This window comes from Marinomonas atlantica (assembly GCF_001639725.1).
Taxonomy (GTDB): domain Bacteria; phylum Pseudomonadota; class Gammaproteobacteria; order Pseudomonadales; family Marinomonadaceae; genus Marinomonas; species Marinomonas atlantica.
Genome location: NZ_LTAW01000001.1, coordinates 208,502 through 221,219 on the forward strand (window position 1 = coordinate 208,502; position 12,718 = coordinate 221,219).

Sequence of the window (12,718 nt, forward strand, 5' to 3'; positions counted from 1 at the left end):
CCTAATATCCCCTTTGGTTTGTAACCGTTAATTTTATTAATAGGGTTACATGTTCTATATCTTCCGTGCAACCTATATAATTAAATAAAAGGTTACTTAATGGGGTGGGCAGTGATTAAACAAAATAGCTTCTCGTTCTTAGGTGGGCATCCTACATTGGATTTTATCAATACGGTTGTCGATCAAGACAAAGATAGAGGATGTAGCAGTATTGCCCAGTGGGAGCACTTTCTAGAATGGGTAAGTGCATCGGGTATGTTTACCGATGTACAGATAAAAGCATTTCATCAAATAGTCAGCAGCGCCGAGCAAGAACAATTGCTAAAGGTTATTCATAAGTTAAGAGAAAAAGAATATGCCGTTTTATCTGACATTGCGATGAATGGCTTTCAACCAAATAAACCACTGCTTGAACTTGAGTCAAAAATTAAAGAGGCAATCGGGAGAGCTTCGTTATCAGCAGCGCCTGAAGGGTATCAATGGCAACCAGACATGGCTCAGAAGCTATGGATAGAAGATGCTTTTTTATTTTCGTTCGAACAATTGCTTCGCTCGCAAGAACTTAAAAAGTTAAAAGAGTGCGGTCGCTGCAGTTGGCTGTTTTTAGATAAAGGTCGTGGGCGTGGACGACGCTGGTGCGATATGAGTACCTGTGGTAATCGAGCGAAGCTAGCCTCTTTCAGAAACCGAGCACGTGAAGAAGGCTAGAGCAATCTGCTCTACATCTTGTAAATTCACTTTGAAGTGACACTTGTGGATATTGGCAGTGAAACCGGTGTATTGGTGGAAGTTGACCGTGCTTTTAAAGGAGATGGGTAGCGTAGTGTTTCGATCCCGAATCACTACGCTACCGTGGCCGTTATCCAACCTTATATTTCACGTATATTGGGTTAGTTTATGCGTCATAGCAGCGGCGGAGATGGCGTCACAGCCACTGACATTTTGCCCTGCCCAAAGCGGAGAAAAATCCCCCGAGCCTTGTTTTTCAGCAGCCACTCGAAGCGGCGTGATGGCTGCGCCAGCCAATGGGAAAGTTGGTGTTTTCTGGCTCATTGGCCCCAACTCTGTCATGGCACGATTGACGATACCTCGTGCAGCGCCACCACTGAATAAATTGGTCAAAGCGGTGACGCGAGCCGCATTACTTTGCAGTGCTTCTCGGTGAATAGGCGTTGTTTTCGCTTCGTCACATAACAAATACGCAGTACCTACTTGCACACCCGCGGCTCCTAAGCTCATTGCTGCTTGAACCCCTTTTGCATCAGCAATGCCCCCTGCAGCAATCACGGGAATCGATACGGCCTGTGCTATTTGAGGCAACAGTGCAAAGGTGCCCATTTGTGTGCTTATGTCATGGGATAGGAAAAAACCGCGATGCCCACCAGCTTCTAAGCCTTGAGCTATGATGGCGTCGACACCGTGCTTTTCAAGCCAGAGTGCTTCTTCAACCGTGGTCGCAGTGGATAAAACTTTGCCTCCCCAGGCGCGAATTTGCGCAATGAGCGAGGGAGAAGGTAACCCAAAATGAAAACTCACTACTGGCGGCTTAAAGTGTTCTAGTACCTTGGCAAAGTGTTCATTAAATGGTGTACGGCCTCCCTCTGAATTGATTGTAGAAAGGTCGAGGCCGAATTCTTCAAAATAAGGTAGCAAGGCGGCACGCCAACCGCCTTCTATGGCACTGTCAGGCTCTGGGGGGCGATGGCAAAAGAAATTAACGCTATAAGGTTTGTCTGTTCTAAGGGTCAGAGCCGTCAATTCATGTTCGAGTGCTTCGACATCTAACATAGCGCAAGGTAAAGACCCAAGACCGCCAGCATTAGAAACCGCCGCCGCTAGTTCATGATCTTGCACACCCGCCATGGGTGCTTGGATGATGGGGAGTTTAATGCCCAGAAGTTCCTGAATCGTCATGATGCCCTCGCAAATCCATTGTTCATAGTATCAGGCTAACATTGAAATATGACGTTACCAAATACGCGTTGCATGATATTCAATATTGCACACATCAGTTGTATCTACAGTGAAGACAGCGGGTTTTCTAATCATCGCCATGAAAACACGGCATCTTTCTTTTAGAAGACTGGCATAGACTTTGCGAAAGTCTCTACAAAAATACTGAATCTGCTTACAAAACGGCATTTTTGCAGATTTGATCAACGGGGTAGAGGAAATCGGCGGCGTAAACTTGCCATATTAGCCCTTTCGCCCGTTATGTCTGATTATCAAAAGGAGTTTGTATGAGTGTGACATCATTGAAATTGAATCCTGACCTCGTGGGACGAATGAGCCTACAAACTGCGACGGTACGAGAGTTTAATGAACTTCGATCAGAGGGCTTGATTGGCGAAAACTCTGGGGCGTTGCAAGTAACCCAGAATCGAACAAGCTACGACGAGCCTATCGTGCAGCAAGATATGCTCAGGTTCTGGAGTGAGCGTACCAATACTCAGTGGTGGGCAATGATGGAGGATGGTGAATTCGGCCAGCAAGCAGCCAGTTACTTGACACAAATGACGGCAGAGAAGCGCCAAATAGCCGCTGATTATCTTTCCAGTTTTCACACTGTATCGGATGCCTTGCAAGCACATTTGGGCAATCAAGAGGGTGTTGAAGCTGATTTGGACCAATTATTGGATAACGCAGCAGCTGGACGAGCGCCGACATTGAACGCCGATGGCTCGAGTGTGGAGCATGCCGAACAGATTCAATCATTCTGGCAAGCACAGCAAGCCAACATCTCCGACGTTGAGCAGCAATACGAAGCACTAAAAACCTTTCCACAGCATCTGTCTGAGTGGCTTAACGACAAACAAATTGAACGCCCAGCACAGTTGGATGCAATGGTCGAAAAGCATCGCTACAGTGGCTTCAATGGGGTAAGGGAACGCAGTGATGCCTTAAAAGAAAGCTATCACTTCAATATTCAAGATGGAAAAGAGGCCCAGCAAGTATTACCGAGTGAGCTGAATGATATTGGTTCTAAAACAGGCATTTCTATCTTAGATGGCATAGTATTCTCTCTTCCTGTACATGAAGATTATACCAAACGATCCATTGAAATGGCCTTGATGATGGGGAATGCGGGTTCCATGAAAAGAGCTCTTGCCACCGGTATGATGCAACAAGAGCAGCAAAGCCAACTTGCCAAATACAGTAATATCTACTCAACAGTGTCCGCGAATATCCAAGCGCAAATGCAAAGTATCGAACCTAGCATGTCGCTCCAGGAAATCTTGGATAACCTTGCCGCAGGTAAAGACCCAGCGATGCTGCCTGGTGACAACTTACACCCAGATGCAGACAAAATTCGAGACTTAACAAACAAATTTGGTGGATTGATCAATGCGGTGCAAACCCAGCAACAGCAATTCGAAGACTCCCCCAAGACAGTGGGAGAATGGTTGAAGAAAGGTGAGAATAGCCAATTACTCGACCAAATCGTTTATAACAAATTTGGCTTAGAGCCTTGGGAAGTCGGTACTAATAGTCGCTTACTACGTGAGTCCAATAGCCATCCAGGTCTAGCGTTTTTCCAGCAACAAGGTGAAGACTACCGACAGAAAGTTATGGATGAAGCGGTCGAACGTCGTGACCGTCTTGAGTCGCAACTCTTTCGAATCACAGGTGGTGACAGCGCCCTCGATTTAGACACTGTGCTGCATAACTTTCGCTTTAATTTACCGCTAGGCACCATGGCAAATGGTGAGATCCACGATGCCAGTTATTCCCTGAAAACCTTTGTCGAAGACAACATGGACGACATCGCCAACCATATCGACTGGTCTTGGGTTCTTGGTGAACAAGAAAACCTCACCATGATCGACTACAACCAATGGATGGGCTATGACCGTGCGGAAAAAATCGCCGAGCCAGTAGTGGATTGGTTATTGGAAAGCTTGAGATCTAAGCAATTGTAGATGTTGGAATTTTAGTAATAGACGCTACTGGTCATCCTTAAGGCCGATCCCCTTCCATTGCCATGTGGAAGCCGCTTCGCGAGGGACGGAGAGAGACAACTCAGGACTGTTTAAGTCACGGCCAAATGCGTACTTAATATGTTCACCAGCGTCTTCAACCAAGACCTGTTTACCGTTTTTCGTATCACAGGAGAATATCACATCGGCTGACGCTAGCCCTGTACATAAGCTTCCGGCTATTACCAGCGAGGCTTTCATAATTACGCTTCTATCCATGTTAATACTCAAATACATTAGTGAAAGTGGGGGGGGGGGTAAGCACTTACTGTATAGATTCTAAAGCCGCCGTTCCAACATTTATAAAATCGAACACTTGCGCATAATAGCCCTGAGCAATGATTGAGCGGACAATATTAGGATCGATGTTTAAATAGTCATGCACTAACGCATTACGCAAACCAATGACTTTGCGCCAGTTTGTGAGCTGATCCAATGTTAGGCGCTGGTGCTGTGAGATCACTTCAAAGGCTTGATAGGCTTCGCTTGGACTGCTGCCCGCGAGCGACTTTGCCCAATGCTTTGCGACGCCAATGGCTGCTTCGATACTGACTTGCAGAGAGCGCTCTGCAGCACGGTATTCAAACGTTGATAAGTTACGCTCGGATAAAATCTTATGTAACTCGTTTAACTCTGATTGATAGGTCTTGGCGTTGGAACGAATCGCAGAAAGGTAATAAGAATCAGGCATCAGCTATTATCCAAAGTGCTTCAAATGATACTGATAGTCTAACTCAGCTTTTGACATAATGATCCCTTCAACACTTAAGCGCGCACCCTCATCACCACAATAAAGTAATTTTCCAGAGATGATATTCATCGCTAACGGAATCGGCGCATTCTGAATATCTACAATACTTAGCATTTCCTCTTCCCTGCCAAGCGCTTTTGCCCAATCCATTGCCAGCAACTCAGGTCGCAGACGGCGATCCAAAGGGTCTTCAACCCAATCATTAAACAACACAGCTAAGTCGTAATCGCTATCGGGACGATGATTGCCTTTCGCACGTGAGCCATAGAGCCATAGCGCCGAGATATTATTAGCTTCAGAGGCTAAAGTAATTAGCTTGTTAGTGATATCGTGATTCAAACAGAGTATTTCCTTTAGTTCTTTGGCGATGGGTAGGTCATACATCAACCGCAAGGTATTTGATACTGAAAGTGTGGCATCCTCTTGTCTAGTATCTATGGAGTGACTATATATGTTCAAGTTGCACGAGCGTAAATAATCAACTATTCTGTATTCACTTGGATACGAATATAAATTATGTACAACATTAAACTCACGGATGAATTTGATGTTTGGCTCAATGGCTTGAAAGACAATATCACCCGTTTACGTCTTGCTCGACGTTTAGAGAAGGCTTCGCGTGGAGCGTTGGGTGATGTGAAGTCAGTTGGTGAAGGTGTGTTTGAAATGCGTGAGCACTTCGGGGCAGGATGGCGTATGTACTACGTTCAGCAGGGCGACACCATAATCATCATGCTTGCTGGCGGTGATAAGTCTTCTCAAAGTCGAGATATAGCAAGAGCTAAGCAAATAGCGATCAATTTAAACGAGGTACGACCATGAGCAGTGCAGCATTGAAAAGCTTTGATATGGCTGAGCAACTGCGCGATGACGCGGATATCGCGGCATACTTGTCGATGGTGCTGGAAGAAGGTGATACCGAGGAGTTAATCGCAGCGATTGGCCATATCGCTAAAGCGCGAGGCATGACCCAAATAGCTAAAGAAAGTGGCCTTGGACGAGAAAGCTTATACAAGGCATTGCGATCAGGCTCGCGGCCGCAATTTGATACGATCTTGAAAGTGTTAAAAGCTCTTGGCTTAGAGCTAAAAATTGTAGGTTAGCAAAGCCATGTCTCTGACAGAGTCAGGTCGTACAGGGATAAGGCTGAAGAAGGGGTTAAAACACAGTTCCTTCTGGAAGTGTGACAAAGATTGAGTGGCGGATTTCATTGTTCAGGGCCTTTGAGCAATGGCCTTCGCCTTCAGTATCTTCAAGTAGCAGTACATCACCGCCTGCAAATTGGCGGGTTTCGCCGTCCGAGACTTTAAACTCACAACGACCTTTGATGATAAACAACAACTGACGCTGCGGCGCTGGATGCCATTTAAAGTCGTAGTCCGCGGGCGTTTCACGGAAAATCATCTGCCCTGCATCAAAACGCTCAGACAGCATACCAATTGGCCCACCGTCACGGACATCGATGTTCACGTCACCAAAATGGCTCTTGCCCTGATCATCATTATAAATTCGAGTAAATTGCATTGGATATTCCCTAAAGTAGAAAGATCTCATTGGTAAGACTCCATGCACAAAAGGGATCTGCCCCCTTTATCTAATTGGCAAGCCAATTGAATTGCATGGATGGTTGCATCAAGAAGACGCTCAAGCGCATGGAAGCTTGTTCGTTATTTCAAACTCTGCAACGTATGGTTTAGTACCGCCAAGGTCGCACTCACATCTTCGGTTGTGATGGCTTCTGCCGGGTGATGGCTGATCCCTTTTTCACAACGCACAAACAGCATAGCAACAGGGCAGATATCGGCCATGGCTACCGCATCGTGTCCAGCCCCAGAAAACAATGTATGCACACCGATATCCTGTGCTGCGATAGCATTGCATAGCACGCTTTGCAGCTCGTCGTCACATTGCACAGCGTGTGCACTGTGGGTCGGTCTATGCTCTAACGCCAAATTACGTTTTGCCGCAATGTTATCTAAGCGATCCATAATATCGGCAATGGCATCATCACGCTGAAAATCTTGCGCACTGCGAACATCAAGTGAAAATACGGTTTTTCCCGAGATCACATTGACGCCGTTAGGCCTATTGCTGATCTGGCCAACGGTGGCGACCACGCCATGCTCTTTAGCAACGCTTTCTATGGCTAAAATCATTTCGCTACTGGCTGCCAAGGTATCCAGACGCATGGGCATAGGTACGGTGCCAGCATGACCTGCCATGCCCGTAACGGTAATCTCAAAACGTTTGGCGGCGGCAATCGCACTGACGACGCCGACAGACAGGTTTCTCTGCTCTAACACGGGGCCTTGTTCAATATGTATCTCAAGGTAGCCCTTTAGATTTTCAGTTGGAATAGTCGCTTCAGAAACGTTATCGAAGTTCAAACCAAAGTGTTCTAACGCTTGGGTAAGGCTTATGCCGTCTTCGTCTTGCAGGTCGGCCCAGCTTGCTGGCCATTGACCCGTTAATGCGCGGCTGCCCAATAACGTGGAGCCAAAGCGCGTACCTTCTTCATCGCCAAAACCAACGATATCCAAGTGAAAGGGCAAACGAATGCCTTCCACATGGAGAGCTTCGATCAATGTGATAGGAGCGACCACCCCCAACATGCCATCGTACTTACCGCCATTTGGCACAGTGTCGAGATGGCTCCCCATGATATAGCGGGGTGCATCGCTCTGCTCTGCTTCAAAGCGGCCCCAAATATTACCGGCTTGATCTTGCCAAGAACGCATGCCAGCGGCAGTCATCCATTTATCTATCAGTTGATTGGCTCTCTTGTGCTGCTCAGATAAATAGCGGCGGTCCAAATAGTCGGGTGACTGACTTATTTTGCCAAGTGTTTCTAAACGTGCCATGACGGTTTGGCCGAGCGTCTGGAAGTCGATCATGACGTAGCCTTCTCTGTTACCGCACTATTTTGAGCGGTGTTATAAACAGCTAGTGCCGTATCGACACCTGCACCATTAGGCAAGCCAAGACCTTGTCCACGTAGAACCGTTTCCAATGATTGCAGGGTATGAAGCACAGCATCTTGGCGAGCGTTATAACCCATCGTGCCGATACGCCAAACCTTGCCTTTTAGTGGACCGAAACTGGTGCCAATCTCGATATTAAAAATGTTCAGCAAGTCGTGACGGACTTTCTCACCATCTACGTTGTCTGGAATAGACACACCGACCACGTTGCTCATCTTGTTGTTCAAGTCGCCATAAGGCTGTAACCCCATGGCTTGAATACCTTGCAGCATGGCATTGCCTGCAAGCTGATGGCGAGCAATAACCGTATCTTGTCCTTCCCGAAGCAGCTCAACAGCACACTGACGCGAACCAAATAACATCGTCGCCGCTTCGGTGTGATGGTTTAGACGCTCTTCCCCCCAGTAATCCATGATCATGCCAAGGTCAAAGTAGTTGGAACGAATCCGTGAACCTTTTGCGTCCTCGTGGTGGGCATCTCGAATGCCTGCTTCGACGTGGTGGCGCTGACGCACAACCGATGCAAAGCGATCGTTGAAACTGACTGGCGCACTGCCAGATGGACCACCAAGGCATTTTTGCAAGCCCACGGAGACAGCATCGATCTGCCAAGCGTCCATATCAAACGGGTTGCCGCCAATGGATGCAGTGGCATCGGTATACAGCAGCACATCGTGTGCTCGACAAATACCTCCTAGCTCGCTCAACGGTTGTAACATGGTGGTTGAAGTATCACCTTGCACGATCGCTAAGACTTTGGGTTGCACTCGTTTAATTGCCTCTTCAATTTGTTGCGGGTCAAAGACCTCGCCCCAAGGCACTTCAATGGTGTGCACGTCGGCACCTGCGCGCTCTGCAATTTCCGTTAGCAGGTGACCAAAGCGGCCAAAAATCGGCACAAGTACTTTATCGTTTGGCTCAAGCACCGATACCAAAGAGGCTTCGATGCCTGCACGAGAGGTGCCATCGATTAGGAACGTTTGTTCGTTTTGTGTATTGAATACTTGGCGATACAACGCCATGACCTCATTCATGTAGCCAGTCATGGTTGGATCGTATTGCCCGACAAGCTGCGTTGACATGGCTTGCAGAACACTTGGGTAGCAATTAATAGGGCCGGGGCCCATCAGCAAACGGGGTGGAAATTGTAGAGGTTGCATGAGGTAGCTCCTACGCTAAAACTTGATAAAGCATTCGTAAACCAGTAAAGATCAGCACGACGGCAAAGACCTTTTTCAACATGGCAGCGTTCAAACGTTGTGCAAGACCTGCACCAACGGGCGCAAACAATACCGTCAGCGGGATGATACAGGCTGCGCCGACTAGGTTTACTAAGCCAAAGGTGCCGAATGGTGAATCGATAGGTGTTTGACCCACAATAAGCATAGTGATGGCGGCAGGCAGTGAAATGATCAGGCCAACCGCTGCGGCAGTACCTACTGCTCGGTGAGCAGGGTAATTACAAAACGTAAGCGTTGGTACGGTTAACGTACCGCCTCCGATGCCAACCATAGAGCTAAAGAAGCCAATGCAAGTGGCGATGACACCTTGCCCGCCTTTGCCTGGTAGTGATTGGAACATGGCGTCCTTTTTACCCAGCAACATGTTTAAAGCGGATAGCGTTGCAATGACGCCGAACAGCAAGGTTAGCCATTGGCCTTCGACTTGTGTCACCACATAGCTGCCCACTAACACACCTAGAAAGATAAAAACGCCCCAAAACTTCAGTAACTGAAAGTCCACATTGCCTTTAGCATGATGGGCGCGGATAGAGCTGATTGACGTTGGAATGATCGTTGCGAGCGACGTTGCGGTGGCCACTAGCATCGCCGTATCAGCGCTGACGCCGAGCCCTTGGTACAAGAAGAACAGTACTGGAACAATCACGATACCGCCGCCAACACCTAAAAGGCCAGCCAAGATACCTGCGACTACGCCCGTGCCCATCATGGCTAAAATCATGGAATAGTTTTCCATTATGAATGACATGTTTTACTCTCACTTTTACGTCGAAATGTTTGTGTTATGGGAACAACAACCCCTTCTCGACCCAGCTTAATCATCCTGATTGCTGGTCTTTGAAGGGTTGTCTGCTCCTATTTAAGTCAGATTGTTTAGCAAGAAGCTGATTATGAAAAGAGTCAGCCCATGGTTGGGCGTGCCGGACTTTTGAGCAGGGATGCCCAACGGACGGCGCTTTCAGAATCAACTTCGATGCATATCAGACCCAATGACTTAACCTGAATGACTAGCCGAAGAAACCGCTAAGCCATCACTGCGTGGGTCGGTGGCGGCGTCGGTATTGCCCTCAGGGAATAGCACCACAGCGCCAGCATGGCCCATTAACTCATTGCAGGCAGGCACTTCAACAAGGTCGTGTCCATGAGCAATCAATGACTGTGCGGCATCGGCGGCGAGATCACTTTCCACTTTTAAATTATGACTGACATCGCCCCAAGTGCGGCCAAGTAGCCAGCGCCCAGCCGCGATACTAGTGTCTAAAGGCTGCTTGTGATACACGTAACGGCTGAATAAAGCCGCTTGAGTTTGTGGTTGGCCTTCGCCACCCATGGTGCCGTAGCTGATACGGCGTCCATCTGCTAGCTCTGCAAACGCAGGGTTTAAGGTATGAAAAGGTTTTAAATTGGGTTTAAGTTCCTGCAAGTTGCCTTTCTCAAGGCTGAAGGACGATCCTCTGTTGTTCCAAACAATGCCTGTGCTTGGGCTGACGATGCCACTGCCAAATTCCCAAAACAAACTTTGAATATAACTCACCATTCTTCCTTCACTGTCACAGCAACCCATCCAAATGGTGTCACCGTGCTTCGCAGGGTGTGGCCACGCTTGCGCTTGGTCGATGACAATCTTGTCCGTCATCGTTGCGAGGTTTGCATCACTGAGTAAATCCTGTAGTTCAACACTTAACCGTGTGGGATCGGTGACGTACTCATTGCGAGCGATAAAGGCTTGCTTTGTGGCCTCAATCAAAAGGTGCGCCATGTCGGTTTCGCTGCCATCCCCCATCTTGTAAATGCGGTCATACAGAGCCAAGATGATCAACGAAGCGATACCTTGTGTGGGTGCGGGTAAGTTATAAAGTGTTCCTGTGCTGGTATGCACATTGAGCGGGGTGACTTCAGTAGCACGGTAGCTCTCGAAATCCTCCACACGAATCGGTGAGCCTGCGGCTTCTAAATCGTTCGCTAATTTTTCTGCTATGGAACCATGGTAGAAATCTTCTAAACCTGCTTCTGCCAAGTGCTCTAATGTCTTTGCCAGCGTATTAAGGGTTAAGCAATTACCTTGGGTAAGTGTTTCACCCTGATCTAAAAATTGTGAAAAACCCGGTAATATTGCCAAGTCGTCGTGTACTTTACGACTTGCCGACTGCAGGCTTTCGGTAATTTCAATGCCATTCTTAGCGTGATCGATGGCATTTTTCAGAAGTTCGTTTAGAGACTTTGGTGATTGCCAAAAGGCGCTGATATCTAACGCTTTTTGCCATCCGGCCACGGCTCCGGCCATCGTTACGGCAGCCTTGCCGCCTCGAGTTGGGATGGCATCGTCTCCTGCATAAAAATCCAGCGTGGCTTTTTGCGCCGCTTTACCCGACGCATCAATGCCAATCGGTGTTTTACCTGGCTCGCTGATCAGCCAAAAACCATCACCGCCCAGACCATTCATATGGGGGTAGACCACAGCAATCGTTGCGGCAGCTGCGACCATCGCTTCGATGGCAGTGCCGCCTTGCTCAAGAATGGCTTGGCCTGCTTTGGTCGCCTCATGGTGCGGTGCGGTAAACGCGATAGAAGACATGTATTACTCCATTAATGTTTTGGCGAGGGCGATCAAACTAAGATCACTGCCTCGAGGGCCAATCAAAGACAGGCCGCATGGTGCGCCGTTGATCTCACAAACAGGTAAGTGCAATTGAGGAAGGCCGCACAGGCCAGCAATTGCAGTAAGCTCTAATAGTTGATTGCGGTAATTCGCTAACTCACTGTCTTGCATGGTTAAAAATGGAGAGCAACCGGGTGTCGTTGGCAAAATAAGCACAGCTCCTTCAAGTTGTTCATCCAACCACGAGCGAAACCTCGCTTGTTGTAATTTTGCTTGGTCTACATCTTCAGCTTTGATGGTGCTTGTCCACTCAAAACGACTGGTAATATCTGGTGCAAAATCAGGGTCATTTTGTAAAATCCAAGTGCCATGGGTTTGCCAAATTTCCGCCCCTTGTAGAGTTCGGAAGGTCGTGCTGGTTTGCCAATAAGCAGGATCAACTTCAAGACTTTGCCCAATGTTGAGCTTGTCTTGAGCATGCCAAGTATTCAGCAGCTGTAGAAGTGCGTCTTTGTGTTCAACTTGCTGAATTAAATCCTTAGCAATCAGAACTTTATTTAGTTTTGGCTGCTGTGCGGGCAGAACTTCGTGGGCTACTTTTTCAAGTTCGTCTAAGCGACGAGTCATGAAACCCACCGTATCAAACGATGGCGCAAGCGGCACCATGTTATCCATGGCAATTATGCCGTGGGTTGGACGTAAACCGAACAGACCATTGTAGCTGGAAGGCACACGAATCGATCCACCCGTATCGGTGCCTAAGCCAATGTCAGCAAAACCTTTTGCTACGGCCACCGCCGAACCAGAAGAGGAGCCTCCTGGTAAGCGATCAGGTGTTACCGGGTTCTCTGGTGTGCCGTAATGGATATTTTGACCGTTGAGGCTGTAGGCCAGTTCGTCGGTAATGGTTTTTCCGACAAACTGTGCGCCAGCTTGCAGCAGCTTGATCACGCTTGAGGCCGTTGTGGTGGGTAAATCGTGAGTGGCTAGCCAAGTAGGGTTACCTGCTGAAGTAGGTAAACCTTGCATATGAAACAAATCTTTCACGGCTAAACGCATTCCAGCCAACGGTTGCTCTGACGCAGCAGGGCAGCTTGGAAAGCTGGCCAGTGTCAGTCTTAAAAATGGGCTAGTGGTGATGGAATGCTGCATTGTTTGCTCCTTTGATT

At 48.0% G+C, this 12,718-nt stretch carries 14 protein-coding genes; 4 read left to right on the plus strand and 10 right to left on the minus strand.

Features of this window, described 5'->3' with window-relative positions; genetic code table 11:
• Window positions 1-111 precede the first annotated feature (111 nt).
• Entirely contained in the window at window positions 112-708 is a 597-nt protein-coding gene (locus tag AYW75_RS18725) for a CGNR zinc finger domain-containing protein (protein ID WP_197478872.1), read from the plus strand.
• 168 nt (window positions 709-876) lie between these two features.
• Here the strand turns inward: AYW75_RS18725 and AYW75_RS00995 are convergent, their stop codons facing one another.
• Complete coding sequence (locus AYW75_RS00995; protein ID WP_067094101.1) at window positions 877-1,914, minus strand: NAD(P)H-dependent flavin oxidoreductase; 1,038 nt, start codon at window positions 1,912-1,914, stop codon at window positions 877-879.
• A 326-nt stretch (window positions 1,915-2,240) separates the two neighbouring features.
• Between AYW75_RS00995 and AYW75_RS01000 the strand changes: the two genes are divergently transcribed.
• Complete coding sequence (locus tag AYW75_RS01000) at window positions 2,241-3,920, plus strand: hypothetical protein (RefSeq protein ID WP_067094104.1); 1,680 nt, start codon at window positions 2,241-2,243, stop codon at window positions 3,918-3,920.
• Window positions 3,921-3,944: 24 nt separating this feature from the next.
• On the opposite strand, the gene AYW75_RS01005 is transcribed toward AYW75_RS01000, so the two are convergent.
• Genes AYW75_RS01005 through mntA form a run of 3 tightly spaced genes read right to left on the minus strand, consistent with a single transcriptional unit; the run spans window position 3,945 to window position 5,067 of the window.
• Window positions 3,945-4,196, minus strand: coding sequence for a hypothetical protein (locus AYW75_RS01005; protein WP_067094107.1), 252 nt, complete (start codon window positions 4,194-4,196; stop codon window positions 3,945-3,947).
• A 46-nt stretch (window positions 4,197-4,242) separates the two neighbouring features.
• Entirely contained in the window at window positions 4,243-4,668 is a 426-nt protein-coding gene (hepT, locus tag AYW75_RS01010) for a type VII toxin-antitoxin system HepT family RNase toxin (RefSeq protein WP_067094110.1), read from the minus strand.
• A gap of 6 nt (window positions 4,669-4,674) precedes the next feature.
• Window positions 4,675-5,067, minus strand: a complete 393-nt coding sequence (gene mntA, locus AYW75_RS01015; protein WP_231886119.1) for a type VII toxin-antitoxin system MntA family adenylyltransferase antitoxin — start codon at window positions 5,065-5,067, stop codon at window positions 4,675-4,677.
• Window positions 5,068-5,244: 177 nt separating this feature from the next.
• Between mntA and AYW75_RS01020 the strand changes: the two genes are divergently transcribed.
• On the plus strand, window positions 5,245-5,550 hold the full coding sequence (locus AYW75_RS01020) for a type II toxin-antitoxin system RelE/ParE family toxin (RefSeq protein ID WP_067094114.1): 306 nt from the start codon (window positions 5,245-5,247) through the stop codon (window positions 5,548-5,550).
• On the plus strand, window positions 5,547-5,831 hold the full coding sequence (locus tag AYW75_RS01025; RefSeq protein ID WP_067034916.1) for an addiction module antidote protein: 285 nt from the start codon (window positions 5,547-5,549) through the stop codon (window positions 5,829-5,831). The genes AYW75_RS01020 and AYW75_RS01025 overlap by 4 nt, the downstream gene beginning before the upstream one ends.
• A gap of 55 nt (window positions 5,832-5,886) precedes the next feature.
• On the opposite strand, the gene AYW75_RS01030 is transcribed toward AYW75_RS01025, so the two are convergent.
• From AYW75_RS01030 to AYW75_RS01055, 6 genes are all read right to left on the minus strand, one after another.
• Window positions 5,887-6,252 (minus strand): AraC family ligand binding domain-containing protein, encoded by a 366-nt coding sequence (locus AYW75_RS01030; protein ID WP_067094116.1) that lies wholly within the window; start codon window positions 6,250-6,252, stop codon window positions 5,887-5,889.
• 143 nt (window positions 6,253-6,395) lie between these two features.
• Window positions 6,396-7,622, minus strand: a complete 1,227-nt coding sequence (locus AYW75_RS01035) for an allantoate amidohydrolase (RefSeq protein ID WP_067094119.1) — start codon at window positions 7,620-7,622, stop codon at window positions 6,396-6,398.
• Window positions 7,619-8,869, minus strand: coding sequence for a pyridoxal-phosphate-dependent aminotransferase family protein (locus tag AYW75_RS01040; protein WP_067094122.1), 1,251 nt, complete (start codon window positions 8,867-8,869; stop codon window positions 7,619-7,621). The genes AYW75_RS01035 and AYW75_RS01040 overlap by 4 nt, the downstream gene beginning before the upstream one ends.
• Window positions 8,870-8,879: 10 nt before the next feature.
• On the minus strand, window positions 8,880-9,698 hold the full coding sequence (locus tag AYW75_RS01045; RefSeq protein ID WP_067094125.1) for a sulfite exporter TauE/SafE family protein: 819 nt from the start codon (window positions 9,696-9,698) through the stop codon (window positions 8,880-8,882).
• 246 nt (window positions 9,699-9,944) lie between these two features.
• Window positions 9,945-11,525, minus strand: a complete 1,581-nt coding sequence (locus AYW75_RS01050) for a gamma-glutamyltransferase family protein (protein WP_067094128.1) — start codon at window positions 11,523-11,525, stop codon at window positions 9,945-9,947.
• Between the two features lie 3 nt (window positions 11,526-11,528).
• Window positions 11,529-12,701 (minus strand): amidase, encoded by a 1,173-nt coding sequence (locus AYW75_RS01055; protein WP_067094131.1) that lies wholly within the window; start codon window positions 12,699-12,701, stop codon window positions 11,529-11,531.
• Between the last annotated feature and the right edge of the window lie 17 nt (window positions 12,702-12,718).

Excerpts from the sequence above, each read along its gene's own strand:
- AYW75_RS00995 (WP_067094101.1), bottom strand. The coding sequence starts at position 1,914 with ATGACGATTCAGGAACTTCTGGGCATTAAACTCCCCATCATCCAAGCA.
- AYW75_RS01000 (WP_067094104.1), top strand. The coding sequence starts at position 2,241 with ATGAGTGTGACATCATTGAAATTGAATCCTGACCTCGTGGGACGAATG.
- AYW75_RS01005 (WP_067094107.1), bottom strand. The coding sequence starts at position 4,196 with ATGGATAGAAGCGTAATTATGAAAGCCTCGCTGGTAATAGCCGGAAGC.
- hepT (WP_067094110.1), bottom strand. The coding sequence starts at position 4,668 with ATGCCTGATTCTTATTACCTTTCTGCGATTCGTTCCAACGCCAAGACC.
- AYW75_RS01020 (WP_067094114.1), top strand. The coding sequence starts at position 5,245 with ATGTACAACATTAAACTCACGGATGAATTTGATGTTTGGCTCAATGGC.
- AYW75_RS01025 (WP_067034916.1), top strand. The coding sequence starts at position 5,547 with ATGAGCAGTGCAGCATTGAAAAGCTTTGATATGGCTGAGCAACTGCGC.
- AYW75_RS01030 (WP_067094116.1), bottom strand. The coding sequence starts at position 6,252 with ATGCAATTTACTCGAATTTATAATGATGATCAGGGCAAGAGCCATTTT.
- AYW75_RS01035 (WP_067094119.1), bottom strand. The coding sequence starts at position 7,622 with ATGATCGACTTCCAGACGCTCGGCCAAACCGTCATGGCACGTTTAGAA.
- AYW75_RS01040 (WP_067094122.1), bottom strand. The coding sequence starts at position 8,869 with ATGCAACCTCTACAATTTCCACCCCGTTTGCTGATGGGCCCCGGCCCT.
- AYW75_RS01045 (WP_067094125.1), bottom strand. The coding sequence starts at position 9,698 with ATGTCATTCATAATGGAAAACTATTCCATGATTTTAGCCATGATGGGC.
- AYW75_RS01050 (WP_067094128.1), bottom strand. The coding sequence starts at position 11,525 with ATGTCTTCTATCGCGTTTACCGCACCGCACCATGAGGCGACCAAAGCA.
- AYW75_RS01055 (WP_067094131.1), bottom strand. The coding sequence starts at position 12,701 with ATGCAGCATTCCATCACCACTAGCCCATTTTTAAGACTGACACTGGCC.